Origin of the sequence: Comamonas sp. MYb69 (genome assembly GCF_037479315.1) — a bacterium.
Classification (GTDB): Bacteria; Pseudomonadota; Gammaproteobacteria; order Burkholderiales; family Burkholderiaceae_C; genus Comamonas.
Window position 1 is genome coordinate 321826 of record NZ_JBBGZG010000005.1, and the last position, 20544, is coordinate 342369.

The 20544-nt window shown below is 63.5% G+C and carries 17 protein-coding genes; 5 read left to right on the forward strand and 12 right to left on the reverse strand.

All coding sequences use genetic code 11. The features are described from left to right. The first annotated feature begins 33 nt into the window (after window positions 1–33). Together WH303_RS09690 and gloA are read left to right on the forward strand one after the other, a co-directional pair. Window positions 34–819, forward strand: a complete 786-nt coding sequence (locus WH303_RS09690; RefSeq protein ID WP_021028112.1) for a peptidylprolyl isomerase — start codon at window positions 34–36, stop codon at window positions 817–819. 178 nt (window positions 820–997) lie between these two features. Continuing rightward, window positions 998–1411 carry a lactoylglutathione lyase gene (gene gloA / locus WH303_RS09695; protein WP_339518178.1) on the forward strand — a complete coding sequence of 138 codons (414 nt, stop codon included), beginning with the start codon at window positions 998–1000 and terminating at the stop codon, window positions 1409–1411. A gap of 92 nt (window positions 1412–1503) precedes the next feature. On the opposite strand, the gene WH303_RS09700 is transcribed toward gloA, so the two are convergent. Then, complete coding sequence (locus tag WH303_RS09700) at window positions 1504–3228, reverse strand: diguanylate cyclase domain-containing protein (protein ID WP_339518180.1); 1725 nt, start codon at window positions 3226–3228, stop codon at window positions 1504–1506. 572 nt (window positions 3229–3800) lie between these two features. Here WH303_RS09700 and WH303_RS09705 point away from each other — a divergent pair. Beyond that, window positions 3801–4070 (forward strand): DNA-directed RNA polymerase subunit alpha C-terminal domain-containing protein, encoded by a 270-nt coding sequence (locus WH303_RS09705; protein WP_021028115.1) that lies wholly within the window; start codon window positions 3801–3803, stop codon window positions 4068–4070. Between the two features lie 305 nt (window positions 4071–4375). Here the strand turns inward: WH303_RS09705 and eda are convergent, their stop codons facing one another. The 3 genes from eda to WH303_RS09720 form a co-directional block, all read right to left on the reverse strand. Then, entirely contained in the window at window positions 4376–5017 is a 642-nt protein-coding gene (gene eda, locus WH303_RS09710; protein WP_339518183.1) for a bifunctional 4-hydroxy-2-oxoglutarate aldolase/2-dehydro-3-deoxy-phosphogluconate aldolase, read from the reverse strand. Continuing rightward, the gene (gene edd / locus WH303_RS09715; protein WP_339518226.1) at window positions 5002–6849 is read right to left on the reverse strand and encodes a phosphogluconate dehydratase; all 1848 of its coding nucleotides are present in this window, start codon (window positions 6847–6849) and stop codon (window positions 5002–5004) included. Before edd ends, eda begins: the two co-directional genes overlap by 16 nt. Before the next feature lie 106 nt (window positions 6850–6955). Next, a complete protein-coding gene (locus WH303_RS09720) occupies window positions 6956–7489 on the reverse strand; it encodes a gluconokinase (protein ID WP_339518184.1) in 534 nt (177 codons plus the stop codon). A 184-nt stretch (window positions 7490–7673) separates the two neighbouring features. Between WH303_RS09720 and WH303_RS09725 the strand changes: the two genes are divergently transcribed. Further along, the gene (locus WH303_RS09725; protein ID WP_445228269.1) at window positions 7674–8753 is read left to right on the forward strand and encodes a LacI family DNA-binding transcriptional regulator; all 1080 of its coding nucleotides are present in this window, start codon (window positions 7674–7676) and stop codon (window positions 8751–8753) included. Between the two features lie 12 nt (window positions 8754–8765). Here the strand turns inward: WH303_RS09725 and WH303_RS09730 are convergent, their stop codons facing one another. From WH303_RS09730 to scpA, 7 genes are all read right to left on the reverse strand, one after another. After that, entirely contained in the window at window positions 8766–9536 is a 771-nt protein-coding gene (locus WH303_RS09730; protein ID WP_339518186.1) for a YdcF family protein, read from the reverse strand. Window positions 9537–9620: 84 nt separating this feature from the next. Further along, complete coding sequence (locus WH303_RS09735; RefSeq protein WP_339518188.1) at window positions 9621–11669, reverse strand: acetyl/propionyl/methylcrotonyl-CoA carboxylase subunit alpha; 2049 nt, start codon at window positions 11667–11669, stop codon at window positions 9621–9623. Window positions 11670–11719: 50 nt separating this feature from the next. Further along, window positions 11720–12898, reverse strand: a complete 1179-nt coding sequence (locus WH303_RS09740; RefSeq protein ID WP_339518190.1) for a hypothetical protein — start codon at window positions 12896–12898, stop codon at window positions 11720–11722. Between the two features lie 42 nt (window positions 12899–12940). Next, on the reverse strand, window positions 12941–14473 hold the full coding sequence (locus tag WH303_RS09745; protein ID WP_021026063.1) for an acyl-CoA carboxylase subunit beta: 1533 nt from the start codon (window positions 14471–14473) through the stop codon (window positions 12941–12943). Between the two features lie 60 nt (window positions 14474–14533). Beyond that, complete coding sequence (meaB, locus tag WH303_RS09750) at window positions 14534–15571, reverse strand: methylmalonyl Co-A mutase-associated GTPase MeaB (protein WP_339518192.1); 1038 nt, start codon at window positions 15569–15571, stop codon at window positions 14534–14536. Window positions 15572–15662: 91 nt separating this feature from the next. Then, on the reverse strand, window positions 15663–16115 hold the full coding sequence (locus WH303_RS09755) for a GNAT family N-acetyltransferase (RefSeq protein ID WP_339518193.1): 453 nt from the start codon (window positions 16113–16115) through the stop codon (window positions 15663–15665). Between the two features lie 17 nt (window positions 16116–16132). After that, window positions 16133–18307, reverse strand: a complete 2175-nt coding sequence (gene scpA / locus WH303_RS09760; RefSeq protein ID WP_339518195.1) for a methylmalonyl-CoA mutase — start codon at window positions 18305–18307, stop codon at window positions 16133–16135. Between the two features lie 131 nt (window positions 18308–18438). On the opposite strand from scpA, the gene WH303_RS09765 reads away from it, so the two are divergent. After that, a complete protein-coding gene (locus WH303_RS09765; protein ID WP_339518197.1) occupies window positions 18439–19074 on the forward strand; it encodes a GntR family transcriptional regulator in 636 nt (211 codons plus the stop codon). A gap of 30 nt (window positions 19075–19104) precedes the next feature. On the opposite strand, the gene WH303_RS09770 is transcribed toward WH303_RS09765, so the two are convergent. Further along, window positions 19105–20397 (reverse strand): TIGR03862 family flavoprotein, encoded by a 1293-nt coding sequence (locus WH303_RS09770; RefSeq protein ID WP_339518199.1) that lies wholly within the window; start codon window positions 20395–20397, stop codon window positions 19105–19107. Window positions 20398–20544 lie beyond the last annotated feature (147 nt).

The following is a 20544-nucleotide window of genomic DNA, read 5'->3' on the forward strand; positions in this document are numbered from 1 at the left end:
ATTTCCTTCATAGATAAACAATTTGGATTTCGCATGAAAAAACAGCTCTTGTCCGGTCTGGTTGCAGCTGCCCTGCTTGGTTCAGCCGCGCTGCCTGCAGTGGCCCAAAACATTGGCATCGTCAATGGCAAGCCAGTGCCCTCGTCCCTGCTGCAGACCTTCAAGGAACAAATGGAGCGCAGCGGTCGCCCGGTGAGCGCCGAGCAAGAAGGCCAGATCAAGGAAGCCATCATTGAGCGCGAAATCTATGCCCAGGCTGCCAAGGCCCAAGGCCTGGACGCCACCGAGTCCTTCAAGGGCCAGGTCGAGCTGGCGCGCCAAGGCATCCTGACCCAGGAGCTGTTTGCCGCCTACGAAAAGGCGCACCCCATCTCTGACGCGGCTGCCAAGGCCGAGTACGACAAGTTTGTTGCGACCAACCAAGGCAAGGAATACCACGCCTTCCACATCCTGGTGGACAGCGAAGACAAGGCCAAGGCCCTGATCGCCCAAATCAAGAAGGGTGCCAAGTTCGAAGACCTGGCCAAGAAGGAGTCCAAGGATCCTGGATCGGGCCAGCGCGGTGGCGATCTGGACTGGGGCAATGCTGCCAACTACGTGCCTGAGTTCTCCGAAGCGATGACCAAGCTGAAGAAGGGCCAGATGACCGATACCCCGGTCAAGACCCAGTTTGGCTACCACATCATCCGTGTGGACGATGTGCGCGAAGCGCAACTGCCCAAGTTTGACGAAGTCAAGCCCCAGATCGAGCAGCAACTGCGCCAGCAACAAATCCAGAAGTACCAGCAAGAGCTGCGTGAAAAGGCCAAGGTCGAGTAATTCTCGCCACCTCGCTTGTACTTGCAACCCCTGCCCCGTGCAGGGGTTGTGCTTTGTGGGCGCTGCAGCCTGCCACTGTGCGGCGCTACACTCGGATGGCTCTGGCTGGCCCCTGAAGGTCGGCCTCTTCCTTGCGGCAGCCCTGCGCTGCCGCTGCCTTTACAAGAAAGAAAACCCCATGCGTCTTTTGCACACCATGCTGCGCGTTGGCAATCTCCAGCGCTCCATCGATTTCTACACCCAGGTGCTGGGCATGCGCCTGCTGCGCACCTCGGAAAACCCCGAATACAAGTATTCGCTCGCCTTTGTCGGCTACGAAGACGGCAACCCTGGCCAGGCCGAGATCGAGCTGACCTACAACTGGGGCACCGAGAGCTATGACCTGGGCACCGCCTACGGCCATATCGCCCTGGGCGTGCCCGATGCTTACGCTGCCTGCGAAAAGATCAAGGCCAATGGCGGCAATGTCACCCGCGAAGCCGGCCCGGTAAAGGGCGGCACCACGGTGATCGCTTTTGTGACCGATCCTGATGGCTATAAGATTGAACTTATCCAACGCGCCGAAAGCAGCGCCGGCGGCGGTCTGCGTTAATACCGGCCTGGGCGTCTGTCAGTAACGCCCGCTACGTCCTAAAAGCCAGGCACCTGCCGGGCTTTTTTGCATTCGAAGCGCGATCGGGCCGATCAGCGGCTATGGCCGTTGTGCTGCTTGTTCTTGTACATGTCCAGATCGGCATGCTTGAGCAGGCTTTGCGGATCGGCCCCATCGATCGGATAAATCGCCTGGCCAATGGAGGCGCCCAGATGAACGACCTCGCCCTCAGGCAAGCCCTTGAGCGACTGCAACGCAGGGGCGAGAACCTCCAGGATCTTGGCTTTCACCACCTGGATCTGCTCATCGCTGTGGATGCCTTGGAGCACCGCAACAAACTCGTCCCCGCCCAGGCGAATCAGCACATCATTGCTGCGCAGCACTTCCTTGAGGCGCTGCACCACCTCGATCAGGGCCAGATCGCCGTTTTCATGGCCCCAGCGGTCGTTGAGCGCCTTGAACTGGTTGAGGTCGATAAAGAGAATGGCAAACACCGCCTGCTTGGGCGCGTTCGGCCGGGTCAAGGTCTCCAGAATATGGTTCAGCGCGCTGCGGTTGGCAGCGCCGGTCAGCGCATCGGTAAACAAGCGATGCCGCATATGGTGGACATTGCTGGCCAGCTCGCCAATCTCGTCATTGCGCTCGACGCCGATGGGCACATCGATCTCGCCCTGCCCCACGCGGCGTACCGCATAGGTGAGCGAGCGCATGTCCTTGGCCAGGCCGCCAAAGATGCGCAAACCCAGTGCCAGAGCAATACCCAGGGCCAGCAGACCCAAGGCCACCACCAGCACCACATGGGCACGGATGCCGGCCAGCATCTGCTGGTGCGGCACGGCCACCACGGCCAGCCAGTTCAGGCCCGCCTCATCGGTCACGCGGCGGTAGGCCACCTCGATCGCATGGTTCTTGGCATCAAAGATCAGCGCCGTGCGTGCCACCTCGTTGGACTGCGAAAACTCGTGCACCAGCTGCCGGTACACCACCTTGAGCAAGGGGTTGCCGGCGCTGGCGGCGTTGACCCGGCTGGGCGGCTGCTCGCCGTTCAAGCGGATATTGTCCATGCGCGTGCCGGCAATCAAGTCGCCATTGGGCTCCATGATGAAAGCCTCGGCACCCTCTGACAAATGCAGGCCATCGACAAAAAGCCGCAGCTCGTTCAGAAAGACATCGGTCGCCACCACACCCGTGGGCTGGCCATCCGCACCAAACACCCGGCGCGCCCGCGTCATCACCAGGTCCTTGGCATTGAAGTCGATATAGACCGGTGTCCAGATATGGCCGACAACGCCCTGCGCCAGCCGGTACCAGGGACGCGTGCGCGGATCAAACAGATTGGATTCCTTGGACAGGAAGATCGGCTCGGCCTGGATGCCTGGCAGCAGGTAGATGCTGCGCACATCCTGCGCGTTCAGCTTGATGCGCAGTTCCGCCTGGGTTTCATTACTGCGCAGCAGGCCGATGCCTTGCCCATGGCGGTTGCCGTAGAAGACATAGTCGCCCTGGCGCTGCGTCAGCGATGTGGCAGCCCACAGGCGGGTGCGCAGCGCCGGCATGTCGTCCTCGATGCGGTCGGGGGCCTGCAGGCCCGCCGGAAAGCTCGCCTCGATGATGGAGCGCGAGCTGAAGATGTGCCGGTCCACCGCCTGGCTGATGCGCTCGGCCATCTCCACCATCAGCTGCTGCGACAGCATCGATACCGTCTTGCTGCCCGTCCAGTACCACAGCACGCCGAGCACCCCGGTCAGCAATGCAATCAGCATCACAAAGGGCAAAATCAGGGTGATCGTCAGCGACGAGGCTTTACGGACGGGCATAACCAGGCATGGAGAAGGCTTTGATGGCGCGTTGGGCAGGTATTGGTATAGATACTGTCAGTTAATTCTTACTTTAACCGTTTTTATGAATTACATAGCGCGATAGACCTGTGTAATAACTCAACTTGACAGCGCGATGTTGCCACGGCAACCCCAAGCCATCGCTGGAATTTTTTCTGCAGCCCAGGCGACAGATCCAGCGATTACCCTCTGATTGGTCAAAGGATAGTTGCTCTGGAGATTCTTTTTTTAGGAGGAGAATAGCGCCTGGGAGAAAAGCAGCCGATACCCTCTCCGGACCGCCCCAGTATAACCAACCAAATACATTTAATTACATTAATCCGGCATAAATCAATCCTGCATCGGCGGAAATGATCCATCATTGAGTTACAAATTAGCTATAAGCTGATAGAATCAGTGAATAACAAAATGCGATTTAGCATGATTTGTATCCACTCCTGTCCGCACCGGCGCAGGCTTGGGGCATAGCCACTCCCAGCGAAACGGGACGCGGCCCTCAGTCTTGACGCCAACGACAGACGTTGCCGCTTTGTTTATAGATTGATGATCCCATGGCTACTGAACTGCTTCTGAACAAAAGGCTCTCTCGCAGAACCCTCAACAGCTTGGGGCGACATGCGATCACCACGGTGGATCAGGTGGTTGAAGCGTATCCCGAGCGCTTGCTCAAGCTCAATGGTGTGGGGATGACAGTGCTGCGCGATATCGAGCGGACGCTGTTCCCCGGGCAGCAGTTCCAGCCGCATTCGGGCCGCTACAAGGCCTGGACGGAAGACGCAGCCAACCAGCCGCATGCTGAGCAGGCGCAGTCCAAGGACTAAAGGCGCGCCCCCAGGCACCGCCCTGCTCCTCTGCCCAATCCCCTGCTTTTAGCGGCCACCATACAAGCCAGCACTGCATGCCTGCTGGCATGTGCTCGCAAGGCCTGTGCCCGGCCCCGTGGCATAAACACCATGCCCGGCGCTGCGCACTAGCGCCCAGGTGCAGCGCTGCGGCGCATTGCATGGAGCAACCGCAGCAGCATGGCCTATGGATCAATGTTCATCCCGCTGATGGGGATGCGGTATGGAACGCAGCCAGCAGGCGGCATGGATGGCCGCCTGGAATTGCTCTGATGGCTGTGGTGTCAGGCCTTGCGTAGCAAGGCAGCGGCCTCGCGGGCCAGCAAGGTGATGTGTTCCCAGTCACCGCGCTCCAGGGTGTCGGTGGGCACCAGCCAGGAGCCTCCGACACAGACGACGTTCTTCAGCGCCAGAAACTCTGCCGCATTGGCCGTCGTGATACCCCCGGTGGGGCAAAAGCGCACTTCGGCGAAGGGGCCCTGCCAGGCCTTGAGCATGTTGATACCACCGGCTTGCAGCGCGGGGAAGAACTTCAGCTCATTGAAGCCGTCTTGCTGCGCCTGCATGATTTCGCTGCTGGTTGCCACGCCGGGCAGCAGTGGCAAGCGCGCGTCGCGGCAGGCTTCACCCACGCTCGTGGTGTAGCCAGGGCTGACCGCAAAGCGGGCCCCTGCCGCCGCTGCGGCACGCGCATCGGCGGCATTGCGCACGGTACCCGCACCCACGATCGCCTCCGGCACGGACTTGGCAATCGCTTCGATGGCGGCCAGGCCCTGGGGCGTGCGCAAGGTCACTTCCAGCACCCGGATACCGCCAGCGACCAGGGCCTTGGCCATGGACACGGCGTGGTTGACGTCGCGCAGCACGATCACCGGGATCACCGGTGCGTCTTGCATGATCGATAAGGCGGTCAGTTGCTCAGCCATGTGCAGGCTCCTTCTTCTGCGCTCAGCGCATTGCGCCGGAATCCGGCAAACAGTTCTCGGCCCAGACCACGGCCATTGGCGCGCAGCTGCTCGGCCGGTATCGTGGCCAGTGGGCGTGCCTCCCAAACGGCGGCATCCACTTCGGCCTGCATGATACCGGTTTCAGCATCCAACAGCACCATATCGCCGCTCTCAATTTTGGCCAAGGGGCCACCGGCCAGTGCTTCAGGCGACACATGGATCGCAGCGGGCACCTTGCCCGAGGCGCCGCTCATGCGGCCATCGGTCACCAGCGCCACCTGGTAGCCCTTGCCTTGCAGCACGGCCAAGGGTGGCGTGAGCTTGTGCAGCTCGGGCATGCCGTTGGCCTGCGGGCCCTGCCAGCGCACCACGCAGACCACGCCGTTGTGCCCATTGGTCTGGCAGGCCTGCTCCAGCGCGCCCGATTTGAAGGCCTCCTGCAGCGCATCCTGCGAATCAAACACCCAGGCCGGCGCGCGCAGCACATGGCGGTCAAGCGGCACGGCGCTGACCTTGATCACACTGCGGCCGAGGTTGCCGGTCAGCAGCTTGAGGCCACCGGTAGGGCTGAAAGGCGCGCTCACCGGGCGCAGCACGCTGTCGTCACCCGATTCGGTGGCCGCCTGCCAGACCAGCTGGCCCGCCTCCACACGCGGCACCGTGGCGTAAGCCGCCAGGCCCTCGGGGCGCACGGTCAGCACATCCCCATGCATCAGGCCTGCAGCCAGCAGCTGGCCAATCACATAGCCCGGGCCGCCTGCCGCCTGGAACTGGTTCACGTCCGCCGCCCCATTGGGGTAGACGCGCGCCAGCAAGGGCACGACCGAGGACAGCTGCTCAAAATCATTCCAGTCGATGACGATACCGGCAGCACGCGCCACCGCCACCCAGTGGATCAGGTGGTTGGTCGAGCCACCCGTTGCCAGCAAGGCCACCATCGCGTTGACAATGCAACGCTCGTCGACCACGCGGCCAATCGGCGCAAAGCGCTTGCCAGCGGTGATGCCCAGCACGGTACGCATGGCTTCGCGGGTCAGCAGTTCACGCGCGCCATCTCCCGGGTTGATAAAGGCATTGCCCGGCACATGCAGGCCCATGGCTTCGAGCAGCATCTGGTTGCTGTTGGCCGTGCCGTAGAAGGTGCAGGTGCCCGCATCATGGTAGGCGGCCATCTCGGCTTCGAGCAGCTTTTCGCGGCCGACCAGGCCTTGGGCGGCCAGCTCGCGCACCTTGGCCTTGTCGTTGTTGGACAGGCCCGAGGTCATCGGCCCGGCGGGCACAAACACCATCGGCAGATGGCCAAAATGCAGCGCGCCAATCAAGAGGCCCGGCACGATCTTGTCGCAGACGCCCAGCATCAGCGCCGCATCAAAGGTGTCATGGGTCAGCGCCACGGCGGTGCCCATCGCAATCGCATCGCGGCTGAACAGGCTCAGCTCCATGCCCGGCATACCCTGGGTCACGCCATCGCACATCGCAGGCACACCACCCGCCACCTGCGCGGTCGCGCCATGCTTGCGCGCCTCGTCCTTCAGGATATCGGGGTAGCGCTGCAGCGGCGCATGGGCCGAGAGCACATCGTTATAGGCCGTGACAATACCCACGTTCGGGCCCTTGACCTCGACAATGCGCAGCTTGTCATTGACCGGCACGCCGGCCACCGCATGCGCCACATTGGCGCAGCCCATCGAGCGCATCTGCGGCGGGCGCTGGGCCATGGCGTCAACCTGGGCCAGATAGTCGCTGCGCGTGGCAGCGCTCTTGGCGCGGATGCGGTCAGTGACCGCTTGAAGAACCGGGTGGATCTGCATCATGGGAGTCCTTTGCATCATGGGAAGGCCGTAGCTTCCCCTTTATTTATGTAATTTTTATAGCACAGCAGCCGCATGCAGCGCTGGCACTATGCTTTGTCAGCGCTCAAGGCTGCTGAGCATCCAGCCACTGCTGCACCTGCTGGGCAATGCGGTCCAGCGGGGTATCGGCATCCACGGTCAGCACCTGGGGCTCATCGCGCGGGTCTTCCAAGGTGGCAAACTGGTTGGCCACCAACTCGGGCGAGAAAAAATGCCCCGCACGCTGCTGCACCCGCGCCAGCGCCGTGTCGTAGCTGAGGTCCAGAAACACAAAGCCGAGCCGGCTTTGGGAGGCGCGCAACAGCTCGCGGTACTGGCGCTTGAGCGCCGAGCAGGTCAGCACCACCCCCTGGCCATCATTCGCTTCGGCCAGCAACTGCGCCAGGCGTTGCAGCCAGCCAGCGCGGTCGGCATCGGTCAGTGCAATGCCCGCCTGCATCTTGGCCACACTTTCGGCCGCATGGTAGCTGTCGCCTTCAACCAGGCGCCAACCCAGGTGCAGCGCAATGGCTTCACCGGCGCTGGATTTGCCGCATCCCGACACCCCCATCACCACCAACGCTACAGGACGCCGACGCGAAGAATCACTAGAGGACATGGTCATTGGGTTAGCGCTATCCAATACAGGTAAAAAATAAGCACTGCCCTTGGACAATGTAGTTTGAGCAAGCCGATTCAAGCCATCAGTCTTGTTCTCGCCACGCCTGCAGGCACCGCCTTCCTTCCCAAGCATGTTGGGATAGCGCTATCATACCGGATATTGCTTGCTGAACAGACCGGAGATGCGCTTGCCCCTGCCCCCTTCCCCGCCTTTGCCCGCGCCGGCTGCCGAGCCCAACTGCCGCCGCTCGCGTGCCAGCGGGCGTGTCACCTTGCAGGATGTGGCCGATGCCGCAGGGGTCAGCCCCATGACGGTATCCCGCGCGCTGCGCGGCGAGCGCCGGGTGGCCGCTGCGCTGGCCGACAAGGTGCGCGAGGTGGCTTTGCGCCTGGGCTATGTGCCCGACCCGGCCGCGCGTGCGCTGGCCTCGCAGAAAAGCAACCAGGTACTGGTCATCGTGCCGCTGCTCAGCAACACCTTGTTTGTCGACCTGATCGAAGCGGCCCACAAGGTGCTGTTTGCCGCCGGCTACCACCTGCTCATTGGGGTGTCGCACTACAGCGCAGCCGAGGAAGAGCAGCTGCTGCGCGCCTACCTGCCGATGCGGCCTGCGGGTCTGATGCTGACTGGTTATGAGCGCAGCGCCGGCAGCGCCCAGCTGCTAGCAGCCAGTGGCACAGCCTGCGTGCATTTGATGGAGCTGCATCCCGACAGCGCAGCGGCCCGGCTGCACAGCGTGGGCTTTTCGCAGTTAGATGCCGGGGCGGCGATGACGGAACACCTGCTGGCCCAGGGCTACCGCCGTATCGCCTTTTGCGGCGCCCAGCTCGATGCCCGCGTCATGCAGCGCCTGCAGGGCTACCGCCAGGCCTTGCAGCAGGCAGGCCTGGCCGATCCGGGTCTGGAGATTCTGAGCCCCGAGCGCTCGTCACTGGCCCTGGGCGCGCAGCTGCTCGATCAGGTGCTGCAGCTCGGCGGTGGCGTGGATGCCGTATTTTTCTGCAACGATGACCTGGCCCAGGGCGCGCTGCTGGCCGCCAACCGCCTGGGCCTGGCCGTGCCCACACAAATCGCAATTGCCGGTTTCAACGACCTGCCCGGCAGCGCGCAGATGGTGCCGCCGCTGACCACCATCCACACACCCCGTAGCGCCATTGGCGCCGAGGCCGCCACCATGCTGCTGCAGCTGCTGCAAGACCAGCCGGTGGCACAGAACCGGCTGGATCTGGGCTACCACCTGGTGCGGCGCGCCAGCACCTAAGGGCTTAAACCTCTACCACTCGCCCAAGGCCCAGCTGCTGGCGACTGCAAAATACTCGCGCAGCCAGACGTTGAACCGGGTCAGCAGCGGTGTCGGCGCTGCCACGCCAATCGGATGGTTAAAGCCCTGGCTGCGGGCAATCTGCAGCGCGCGCCAGAGGTGAAAATCACTGCTGACAATCGCAATGGGCTGCGCCAGATCCACCCCGCGCTGCTGCAGCATCGGGCCGGTCCATTCCAGGTTCAGCACGGTGCTGGTGCTGCGCTCTTCCACCACCATCGTGGCGGGGTCCAGCCCGTGGCTCTGCGCCAGGTAGCGCGCCATGATGGCGCCCTCGCTCTCGTCCTGCCCAAAGTCCACCCCACCGGTCACCGCCAGCACGGCCTGGGGCTGCAAGGCCACGAGCTGCGCAGCGGTATCGAGCCGCATCGCCAGCGCCGGGCGCGGCTTGCCGTCTTGCGTGCCGCTGCCCAGCACCACAATCGCGGCCACCTGCGGCGTGGTCGCGGGCATCTGCCCCAGGCCGGCAATGCGCTGCCAGAGCCAGCCCACGCTGGCGACCCACAAGGCCAGACCCAGCCAGGCAGCACGCCACACAGCGCGGCGCCAAGGCGCTGCGGCGCGCCAGGACTGCACCGCCGGCCAGCGCCAAACCAGATAGCCTCCCGCCAGGCCCAGCCCTACCGGCACCAGCACCCCCAGGTGCAAGTGCCCGGCCGCCAAGGGCACGGTACCCAGCCCCAGCAGCACCAGCGCGGCCACGGCCAACAAAGCTCGTTGCATTCCCAATCCTCTCGTACACGCACACGCCAGCACAAAAAAACCCGCTGCGGGGCAGCGGGTCTGCGTCATCGCGAAGCAGTCAGATCATTCAAATTCCAGAATGATATCGTCCACCGCCAGCGAATTGCCCTTGGCAGCGCTCACCTTGCTGACCACGCCGTCTTGCGTTGCAAACAGGATGTTCTCCATCTTCATCGCTTCGATGACGGCCAGCTTCTCGCCTGCCTGCACCTTCTGGCCGGGCTGCACCGCCACATCGACGAGCAGGCCGGGCATGGGCGAGAGCAGGAACTTGGACAGATCCGGTGGCGCCTTGTAGGGCATCAGCTGGTAGAGCTCGGCGCCGCGTTGTGACAGCACCAGGATGTCGCGCTGCGTGCCATTGTGGATCACGCGCAAGGCCAGCGGGTTCTTGGCCGTGCCGCGCTCGATCTGCGCGGTAAAAGGCTGGCCGTTGCAAGTGCCGTGGGTGACGACATCGCGCAGCACCGCTTCACTGCTGAACTGGTAGATCTTGTCGCCAATGCTGACCTTGCAGACGCGGGCTTCGTCGTCAAAATCGGTCACCTCGGCCGAGACAAAGCTGTGCTGGCCTTCGGCGCCCAGCACCACCGCCGTGTAGCTGTGGCCCACGCGCAGCTGGTGGCCCAGCATCTGGCCGCTGATGGTGGAGGCGCGCGCGCGGTAGCGGCGGTTGCGGAACATCGCCAGCGCCACCAGAAAATCCGTGTCCTCGTGGGGCACGTCCTCGGCATGGAAGCCCTGGCCATAGTGCTCGGCGATAAAGCCGGTGTTGAACTGGCCGGAGACAAATTGGGGGTGGGCCAGCAGCGCGGCCTGGAAAGGAATGTTCGAGCTGATGCCGCGGATCGCAAAGCCGTTGAGCGCCTCGCGCATCTTGGCAATCGCCTCGTTGCGGTCCTTGCCATGCACGATCAGCTTGGCAATCATCGAGTCGTAGTACATGGGAATCTCGCCGCCCTCGTACACACCGGTATCGACACGCACGCCCTGCAAATGGGCGGTATCGGCCTGCCACATGGTCTGCTTGGGCGGCTCAAAGCGCACCAGGCGGCCGGTCGATGGCAGGAAGTTGCGGAACGGGTCTTCCGCATTGATGCGGCATTCGATCGCCCAGCCATCGCGCTTCACATCAGCCTGGCTGAAGGACAGCTTCTCGCCCGCGGCCACGCGGATCATCTGCTCGACCAGATCGAGGCCGGTGATGCATTCGGTCACCGGGTGCTCCACCTGCAGGCGGGTGTTCATTTCCAGAAAGTAGAAGTCCTGGTCCTTGCCGACGACAAACTCCACCGTGCCAGCGCTCTGGTACTGCACGGCCTTGGCCAGGGCCACGGCCTGCTCGCCCATCGCCTTGCGCGTGGCATCGCTGATGAAGGGCGATGGCGCCTCTTCGATCACCTTCTGGTGGCGGCGCTGGATTGAGCATTCGCGCTCGTTGAGGTAGACCACATTGCCGTGGCTGTCGCCCAGGATCTGGATCTCGATATGGCGCGGCTCCTGCACGAACTTTTCGATAAAGATCCGGTCATCGCCAAAGCTGTTGCGCGCCTCGTTCTGGCAGGCGGTAAAGCCCTCGAGCGCCTCCTTGTCGTTGTAGGCCACGCGCAGGCCCTTGCCGCCGCCACCGGCCGATGCCTTGATCATCACCGGGTAGCCAATGCCCTGGGCAATGCCAACCGCTTTTTCCGCGTTCTCGATGGCATCGTTGTAGCCGGGGATGGTGTTCACCTTGGCTTCGTTCGCGAGCTTCTTGGAGGCGATCTTGTCGCCCATCGCAGCAATCGAATGCCCCTTGGGGCCGATAAAGGCAATGCCCTCATCTTCGCAGCGCTTGGCAAAGGCCTCGTTCTCCGACAGGAAACCATAGCCCGGATGGATGGCCTGCGCGCCGGTCTTGCGCGCCGCATCGATGATGCGGTCGGCCAGCAGGTAGGACTCGCGGCTGGGGGCTGCACCAATATGCACGGCCTCATCGGCCAGCTTCACATGGCGCGCTTCCTTGTCCGCATCGGAGTAGACCGCAACGGTCTGGATGCCCATGGTTCGGGCCGTGGCGATCACGCGGCATGCAATCTCGCCGCGATTGGCAATCAGGATTTTGCTGAACATGGTTGTCGTCTCTTGGTTGAATCTTTCGGTTGGCCACCATGCTGCCGTGCTTACGGCAGCGCCTTGTCATGCGCCCATTGCCCGCCGGGCATGAGCAAATAGTCTTCGCAATCGATCTCGCTGCAGCGCACACTGCCGAGCAATTGCAGCATTACCTGGTCCTGCGTGCGCACATCGGTCGAGCGCCCCTGCACTTTCACCGCCAGCAGGCGGCTGTCCTTGCCCCAGCGGGCAATCTCAGGGCCTTCGACCACCGCTGCCGTGCTGTCCCAGCCTTCGCGGTGCGCGGTGCGCACCGTTGCCAGCCGGCGCGAGAGGATGCGCTCGGGCCGCACGCCCACCAGCACCACCTGGCCGCGCAAGCCCCCCAGGTTTTTGTCCAAGGTCGGCAGGTCCACCACGCGCCGTGCCTGGTACTGGCGCACCATCGCCTGCAGACGCTGGGCGTTGGCGCTGTATTCGCGCTGCTGCTCGGGCTGGCCGGCATTGTGCTGCTGCTGCGCCGCTGCGTTGTTGCTGTACTGCTGGAACAGCAGCTCGCGCCCCTGCAGCGAAGCCGTGGCCCGCACCACCGGCGCGGGCAGATGGCCATCGGCATCCGCCGCCAGCTCAAAGCCCTGGTAGAGCATCAGCCGCACCAGGTTCTGCGCCGCAGCCGGGCAGGCACGCTGCCAGTGCTGCAAGGCCGCCTGCAGCCATTGCCGCGCCACCTGCTCGGAGCCCAGCGGCGAATGGATGTCCACCAGCACATGCAGCGCCATCGGTGCGCAGGCATCGGCTGGCGTGTTGCCGTCCAATGCCGCCTGCACCCAGAGGCGCCCGCCCTTGCCTTCGCTGTCTGCCAAGGGGCCCAGATCGAGCAGCACCTGGCTGTCAGCCAAGGGCCGAGCGGCGCGCACTGCCGGGCGGCTGAGGAAAATGCCCCGGTCAAAGCGGCCCTGCCAGACAATGGGCGCCGCCCCAGCATCGCTGCGCGGCAGCCACTGCGCCCGGCCCTCGCCTTGGGCCAGGCCGTTTTCACAGCCACCCTGGTACGAGAACACGTATTGCCAGGACTGGGCCAGTGGCGCACCACTGCGCGCCACACAGCTGCTGCCCGGCGCTGCCGGCATGCCAGGCTGGGTTTGCGCGCCAGCAGCCACCCCCATGCAGGCCATGGCTGCGCACAGCAGGCGCTGCGCCAGCAGGCGATGCGCCCGCCAGCGCTGCGCCCGCCGTCTTGCGGCCATGCGAAGTGGGACAAAGGTGGAGCGCATCCAGGCCTGCAGCGTTTAGAGCGGAATATTGCCGTGCTTGCGCCAGGGGTTCTCAAGCTGCTTGTTCTTGAGCATCTCCAGGCTGCGGCAGATGCGCTTGCGCGTCTCGTGCGGCAGGATCACATCGTCGATAAAGCCCCGCGCGCCAGCAACAAAGGGGTTGGCAAAACGGGTCTTGTATTCGGCCTCGCGCTTGGAGAGCTTGTCCGGGTCGTTCTTGTCTTCGCGGAAGATGATCTCGACAGCGCCCTTGGCGCCCATCACCGCGATTTCTGCCTGCGGCCAAGCCAGGTTCACATCGCCGCGCAGATGCTTGGAAGCCATCACGTCATAGGCACCGCCATAGGCCTTGCGGGTGATGACGGTGATTTTTGGCACCGTGCATTCCGCGTAGGCGTAGAGCAGCTTGGCGCCGTGCTTGATGATGCCGCCGTACTCCTGGCTGGTGCCGGGCATAAAGCCGGGCACATCGACAAAGGTGACCACGGGGATGTTGAAGGCATCGCAAAAGCGCACAAAGCGGGCGGCCTTGATGGAGCTCTTGATATCCAGGCACCCGGCCAGCACCAGCGGCTGGTTGGCCACAATGCCGACGGTCTGGCCAGCCATGCGCGCAAAGCCGATCAGGATGTTCTTCGCATACTCGGGCTGCAGCTCAAAGAAATCGCCGTCATCCACGGTCTTGATGATCAGCTCCTTCATGTCGTAGGGCTTGTTCGGGTTCTCGGGCACCAGGGTGTCGAGCGACATGTCGGCGCGGCTGACCGGGTCGGTCGTCGCCCGCACCGGCGCCTTTTCGCGGTTGTTGAGCGGCAGGTAGTTGTAGAGGCGGCGCAGCATCATCAGCGCCTCGACATCGTTGTCAAAGGCCATGTCGGCCACGCCACTCTTGCTGGTGTGGGTGACGGCGCCGCCCAGCTCTTCGGCCGTGACCTGCTCATGGGTCACGGTCTTGACCACCTCAGGGCCGGTGACGAACATGTAGCTCGAATCCTTGACCATGAAGATGAAGTCGGTCATCGCCGGCGAATAGACCGCGCCACCGGCGCAAGGGCCCATGATCATCGAGATCTGCGGCACCACGCCCGAAGCCAGCACATTCTTCTGGAACACATCGGCGTAGCCGCCCAGCGACGCCACGCCTTCCTGGATACGGGCGCCGCCCGAATCGTTGAGGCCGATGACCGGCGCGCCCACCTTCATCGCCTGGTCCATCACCTTGCAGATCTTCTCGGCATGGGTCTCGGACAGCGCGCCGCCGAACACGGTGAAATCCTGGCTGAAGACAAAGACCAGGCGGCCATTGATCATGCCGTAACCGGTAACCACACCGTCGCCCGGGATCTTGGTCTCTTCCATGCCAAAGTCGGTGCAGCGGTGCTCGACAAACATGTCCCACTCTTCAAAGGTGCCGTCGTCGAGCAGCAGCTCGATGCGCTCGCGCGCCGTGAGCTTGCCCTTCTTGTGCTGCGCATCGATGCGCTTTTGCCCGCCGCCCAGGCGGGCGAGTTCACGCTTTTTCTCCAGTTGTTCCAAGATATCTTGCATGTTCCATCCTTGAAGCTTGCTAGGTTGTCTCTCTGTCTTGATCGGGGCTCGCCGCCCGGCTCAATCCGCTTTGTGAATCATCGCCGCACTGCTTTGCGCCTGCAGCAGGTTTCTGGCCGCTGTCGATGCCGCCAACTGGCCCGAAGCGACTTGCTGCTGCACAGCAGGCAGCATATCGCGCACGGCAGGGTGGCTGCGAAACGCCAGCTTGAGCCCATGGTCAATGCGCTCCCACATCCAGGCGAGCGACTGCTTCTCGCGCCGCTGTGCCAGGCAGCCATTGCTGGTCTGCATCTGGCGGTAGCTGCTGACCGCGTCCCAAAAGGCCTCCACGCCATCGCCTAGCAGCGCGCTGATCTGTATCACCCGGGGCTGCCAGAGCGCGCCGCGCGCTGCATGGTCATGGCTGCCATGCATGCCCAGCAGGCGCAGGCTGGAGGTGATCTGCGCCTGCGCACGGGTGGCGGCATTCGGGTCGATGTCGGCCTTGTTGATGACCACCAGGTCGGCCAGCTCCATCACGCCTTTTTTGATGGCCTGCAGGTCATCGCCGGCATTGGGCAGCTGCAGCACGCAGAACATGTCGGTCATGCCATGCACCGCTATCTCGCTCTGGCCGACACCGACGGTCTCGACCATCACCACGTCATAGCCCGCCGCTTCGCAGACCAGCACCGCCTCGCGCGTCTTCTCTGCCACACCGCCCAGGGTACCGCTCGACGGGCTGGGCCGGATATAGGCTTCGCTGCGCATCGACAGCTGCTCCATGCGCGTCTTGTCGCCCAGGATGGAGCCGCCCGACACGGTGGACGACGGGTCGATGGCCAGCACGGCCACGCGCAAGCCCTTACCGATCAGATACAGGCCCAGGGTTTCAATAAAGGTAGACTTGCCCACGCCGGGCACACCGCTGATGCCGAGGCGAAAAGACTTGCCGGTATGCGGCAGCAGCGCCGTCAGCAGCGCATCACCCAGCGCACGGTGGTCGGCGCGGGTCGATTCCAGCAAGGTGATGGCCTTGGCCATCGCGCGCCGCTGCAGCGCCGGGTTGTCCCCTTGCGTAATGGCGGCAACGCGCTCGGCAACATCGCTACTCATGCCGCCGCCTTGTCAAAACACTGCCGCAGCGCCCCTGCCACAGGGGCGCTTGCCGCCATCATTTGTATCGCCAACTCCATATCCACTACCTCTACGCCGGGGTCCACTGGTACAACAGGTCAATCGGATCACCGCCCGTCTGCACAAAGCCATGGCGCTCATAAAACCGGATCGCATCGCTTTGGTTCAGCACCTCCAGCCATACCGCTCGGCCTTCGCGGCGCGCCTGGTTCTGCACCTGCTGCATGGCCCAGTCGCCAATGCGGCGGTTATGCCAGGCCGGCAGCAGATAGAGGTGCTGGAGCTTGAGCCGGCCATCTTCATAGGGCACGACCGTCAGCAGCCCGGCGCGCTGCGGGCCTGCGCCTTCGTCCACACAGATATGCCGCATGTACTGCGGCGCAAACTGGCGTTCAAAACGCTTGCGGGCATGGTCCAGGTTGAAGATGCCCAGCCGCTCCAGGCTCGGGCGCATCGCGGCCACGCGCAGCGCAAACAGCGCTTCAAAATCACTGGCGGCAACCGGGGCGAAAGAGAGATGCATGGCGTCTGCGGCCCTGGTTAGACAGCAACCGCTTTCTTGATCTGCTCGAGCACATCCTTGGCGCTGGCCGGGATCGGGGTGCCCGGGCCATAGACGCCTTTGACGCCTGCGCTGTAGAGATAGTCGTAATCCTGCGCCGGGATCACGCCGCCGACAAAGACGATGATGTCGTCTGCACCCTGCTTCTTGAGCTCTTCGATGATCGCGGGCACGAGGGTCTTGTGGCCGGCGGCCAGGGTGGAGACACCGACGGCATGCACATCGTTCTCGATGGCTTGGCGCGCGCATTCCTCGGGGGTCTGAAAGAGCGGTCCCATGTCCACGTCATAGCCCAGGTCGGCAAAGGCGGTCGCCACCACCTTGGCGCCCCGGTCATGGCCGTCCTGGCCCAGTTTGGCAATCATCACGCGCGGGCGCCGGCCTTGGGCTTCGGCAAAGGCTGCGATCTCGTCCTTGAGCTTGTCCCAGCCTTCGGCCGAGTCATAGGCGGCCGCGTAAACACCGGTCACCTTTTGCGTATCGGCGCGGTGGCGGCCAAAGGATTTCTCCAGCGCATCAGAGACTTCACCGACGGTGGCACGCAGCCGCACCGCCTGGATGGCCAGGTCCAGCAGGTTGCCCTCGCCGGACTCGGCAGCGGCGCTGAGCACCTGCAGGGCCTTGCCCACGGCAGCGGCATCGCGCGTGGCCTTGATCTGGTTCAGGCGCTCAATCTGGCTGTCGCGCACCTTGACATTGTCCACTTCGAGGATGTCGACCGGGTCTTCCTTGGCCAGCTTGTACTTGTTGACGCCGACAATCACTTCCTTGCCCGAGTCAATGCGCGCCTGCTTCTCCGCCGCAGCCGCCTCGATCTTGAGCTTGGCCCAGCCGCTGTCCACGGCCTGGGTCATGCCGCCCATCGCGTCGACCTCTTCGATGATCTTCCAGGCGGCATCGGCCATGTCCTGGGTCAGCTTTTCCATCATGTAGCTGCCGGCCCAGGGGTCGATCACATTAGTGATATGGGTCTCTTCCTGGATGATGAGCTGGGTGTTGCGCGCAATGCGGGCACTGAACTCGGTGGGCAGCGCAATCGCTTCGTCCAGTGCATTGGTGTGCAGCGATTGCGTGCCACCAAACACGGCGGCCATGGCCTCGATGGTGGTGCGCACCACATTGTTGTAGGGGTCCTGCTCGGTCAGGCTCCATCCACTGGTCTGGCTGTGGGTGCGCAGCATCAGGCTCTTGGGGTTCTTGGCCTCAAAGCCGGTCATGATGCGGCACCACAGCAGGCGGGCGGCACGCATCTTGGCGATTTCCAGGTAGAAGTTCATGCCCACCGCCCAGAAGAACGACAGGCGCCCGGCAAAGGCGTCCACATCCATGCCCTTGGCGATGGCGGTTTTCACATATTCCTTGCCGTCGGCCAGGGTGAAGGCCAGCTCCAGCGCCTGGTTGGCACCGGCTTCCTGCATGTGGTAGCCGCTGATCGAGATCGAGTTGAACTTGGGCATGTTCTGGCTCGTGTACTCGATGATGTCGCCGATGATGCGCATGCTCGGCTTGGGCGGGTAGATATAGGTGTTGCGCACCATGAACTCTTTGAGAATGTCGTTCTGGATCGTGCCCGAGAGCTGGTCCTGCGCCACGCCCTGCTCTTCAGCGGCCACCACATAGCCGGCCAGCACCGGCAGCACCGCGCCATTCATCGTCATCGACACGGAAACCTTGTCCAGCGGAATGCTGTTGAAGAGGATCTTCATGTCTTCGACCGAGTCGATCGCCACCCCTGCCTTGCCGACGTCACCGGTCACGCGCGGGTGGTCGCTGTCATAGCCCCGGTGCGTGGCCAGGTCAAACGCGACCGACACGCCTTGGCCGCCAGCGGCCAGCGCCTTGCGGTAGAAGGCATTGGATTCTTCGGCGGTCGAAAAACCGGCGTACTGGCGAATGGTCCAGGGCCGCACCGCGTACATCGTGGCCTGCGGGCCGCGCAGGTACGGTGCAAAACCCGGCAAGGTATCGGCAAACGGCAGGTCAGCGGTATCGGCGGCGGTATAGAGCGGCTTGACCGTGATTCCATCGGGCGTCAGCCAATCGAGGCTGCCGACATCGCCACCGGGGGCGGATTTGCTGGCGGCCTTGTCCCAGGCGGCGCGGTCGGCCTTGGGAAACTCGGATGCAGTGTTGTGCTTCGCGGAATCAGTCATGTCTCAAGCTCGGGATACGTTATAGACAGTGCATATTGGCCTACCCACGGCCGCCAGGCAAGTGTACATTATTCATAATTATGAATGCAGAATTTTGAATTTCAGTCGCCTTCTGTACAATGGCGCCACCGATGAGCCTTCCCACTTTTGCGCCGCGTGCGCTGTACCAGGACGTTGCCGAGCTACTGCGGCAACGTATTTTTGCGCACCAACTGCCCCCTGGCAGCTGGATCGATGAGTTGAAGATTGCCGAAGAAATAGGCATCAGCCGCACGCCTTTGCGCGAGGCCTTGAAGGTGCTGGCCACCGAGGGCCTGGTCACGATGAAGCTGCGCCGTGGCGCCTATGTGACTGAGGTGTCGCAAAAAGACCTGCTCCAGGTCTACCACCTGCTGGCCTTGCTCGAGAGCGATGCCTCCGCCGAGCTGGCCAGCAAAGCCAGCGCCGAACAGATTGCCGAGCTACAAGGCCTGCATGACGCGCTGGAAGCCGCTGTCGATGAGCGCGATGCCTTTTTTATTGCCAATGAGCGCTTTCATATGCGCGTGCTGGAGATGCTGGACAACAAATGGCTCAGCCAGATGGTGGCCGACCTGCGCAAGGTGATGAAGCTCAACCGCCACAACTCCCTGTTCAAATCCGGCCGCATCGAGGAATCGCTGCAGGAGCACCGCGCGCTGGTGCGGGCGCTGGCCGCGCAGGACAGCAGCGCGGCACGCGCCTGCGTCATGCTGCACTTCAAAAACGGGCTGGCAGCGGCATCCTAGCCCTGATGACGCTGGGCTGCCCGAGCGTCATCAGCCCTTGAGAAAATGCGCAGCGCCCTGTGCTGCCCGCACGCCGCTCGACAAGGCCGCCGTCAGCAGATAGCCGCCCGTCGGCGCTTCCCAGTCCAGCATTTCCCCCGCGCAAAACAGCCCGGGCCGGGCATGGCACATCAGGTCATGCGACAGCGCGGTAAAGGCCACGCCACCCGCAGTGCTGATGGCCTCATCGATGGGGCGCGTCGCGACCACGGTGATGGGCGCGGCCTTGATGGTGCGGGCCAGCAGCTCGGCATTCTGCATGCCCTCCTTGCCCAGCACTTCAAACAGCAACGCAGCCTTGATGCCATCCAGACTTAGCCGGCTCTTGAGGTGGCTGGCCAGGCTGCGCGAGCCGCGCGGGTGGCGCACTTCGGCCAGCACGCGCTCGGCGCTGTGGTCAGGCAGCAGATCAACAAGGAAGGTGGCGCTGCCCTGGGCCGTGATGGCATCGCGCAGCAGCGCAGACACCGCATAGACCAGGCTGCCTTCGACGCCGCTGTCCGTCGCGACAAACTCGCCACGGCGTGCAAAGCCCGCCTCGCTGCCGTCATCAAAACGAATGGCCACGGATTTGAAAGGCTGGCCGGCAAACTTGCTGGCGAAAAACGGCGACCAGCCGGGTGCCGTCTCGCCATCGGCGGCCGGCAGCATGCGCACATCAAAGCCGCAGTTGGCCGGTGCAAGCGGGGCAGTATCCACCCCCACCTGCGCAAGCAGCGGCACCCAGGCGCCGTCCGAGCCCAGCCGCGCCCAGCTGCCGCCGCCCAGCGCCAACACGGTGGCACGCGCTTGCACGGCGGTCTCGCCATCGGGGGCGGCAAAGCGCAGTGCGCCGGCCGCGTCCCAGCCCAGCCAGCGGTGGCGCATGGCAAAACGCACGCCAGCGGCCCGCATGGCCACCAGCCAGGCGCGCAACAAGGGAGCGGCCTTCATGTCCTTGGGAAACACCCGGCCCGAGGTGCCAACAAAGGTCTCGACGCCCAGATCCTGGGCCCAGGCCTGCACCTCCGCCGCGCCAAAATACTGCAGCCAGGACGCGACGACGGCCTGTTGGCGCCCGTAGCGCCCGACAAACGGCGCCATCGGCTCGGAATGGGTCAGGTTGAGGCCGCCGCGCCCAGCGAGCAAAAACTTGCGCCCTACCGAAGGCATCGCGTCATAGACCGTCACCTGCAAACCGGCCTGCGCCAGGCGATGTGCTGCCATCAGACCAGCCGGGCCGCCGCCAATGACTGCGACATCCACGGTGGCTGGCGAAGAAGAGGAGTGGCTGGGCAAGGTCATGGCAAAAACAAAGCAAAAGAGAACAAGGGGGCGAACCATACACCAAGTCCGGCCCCTGGCAGACAAGGATGGCTACTTTTCGCCAACTGCTGATGCAGCGCATACCCGCAACAGCACATCGGAAGGCGGCCTCTAGTACCATTCCGC

Coding starts and splice junctions, on each gene's coding strand:
- WH303_RS09690 (WP_021028112.1), top strand. CDS start 34: ATGAAAAAACAGCTCTTGTCCGGTCTGGTTGCAGCTGCCCTGCTTGGT.
- gloA (WP_339518178.1), top strand. CDS start 998: ATGCGTCTTTTGCACACCATGCTGCGCGTTGGCAATCTCCAGCGCTCC.
- WH303_RS09700 (WP_339518180.1), bottom strand. CDS start 3,228: ATGCCCGTCCGTAAAGCCTCGTCGCTGACGATCACCCTGATTTTGCCC.
- WH303_RS09705 (WP_021028115.1), top strand. CDS start 3,801: ATGGCTACTGAACTGCTTCTGAACAAAAGGCTCTCTCGCAGAACCCTC.
- eda (WP_339518183.1), bottom strand. CDS start 5,017: ATGGCTGAGCAACTGACCGCCTTATCGATCATGCAAGACGCACCGGTG.
- edd (WP_339518226.1), bottom strand. CDS start 6,849: ATGCAGATCCACCCGGTTCTTCAAGCGGTCACTGACCGCATCCGCGCC.
- WH303_RS09720 (WP_339518184.1), bottom strand. CDS start 7,489: ATGTCCTCTAGTGATTCTTCGCGTCGGCGTCCTGTAGCGTTGGTGGTG.
- WH303_RS09725 (WP_445228269.1), top strand. CDS start 7,674: ATGCGCTTGCCCCTGCCCCCTTCCCCGCCTTTGCCCGCGCCGGCTGCC.
- WH303_RS09730 (WP_339518186.1), bottom strand. CDS start 9,536: ATGCAACGAGCTTTGTTGGCCGTGGCCGCGCTGGTGCTGCTGGGGCTG.
- WH303_RS09735 (WP_339518188.1), bottom strand. CDS start 11,669: ATGTTCAGCAAAATCCTGATTGCCAATCGCGGCGAGATTGCATGCCGC.
- WH303_RS09740 (WP_339518190.1), bottom strand. CDS start 12,898: ATGGCCGCAAGACGGCGGGCGCAGCGCTGGCGGGCGCATCGCCTGCTG.
- WH303_RS09745 (WP_021026063.1), bottom strand. CDS start 14,473: ATGCAAGATATCTTGGAACAACTGGAGAAAAAGCGTGAACTCGCCCGC.
- meaB (WP_339518192.1), bottom strand. CDS start 15,571: ATGAGTAGCGATGTTGCCGAGCGCGTTGCCGCCATTACGCAAGGGGAC.
- WH303_RS09755 (WP_339518193.1), bottom strand. CDS start 16,115: ATGCATCTCTCTTTCGCCCCGGTTGCCGCCAGTGATTTTGAAGCGCTG.
- scpA (WP_339518195.1), bottom strand. CDS start 18,307: ATGACTGATTCCGCGAAGCACAACACTGCATCCGAGTTTCCCAAGGCC.
- WH303_RS09765 (WP_339518197.1), top strand. CDS start 18,439: ATGAGCCTTCCCACTTTTGCGCCGCGTGCGCTGTACCAGGACGTTGCC.
- WH303_RS09770 (WP_339518199.1), bottom strand. CDS start 20,397: ATGACCTTGCCCAGCCACTCCTCTTCTTCGCCAGCCACCGTGGATGTC.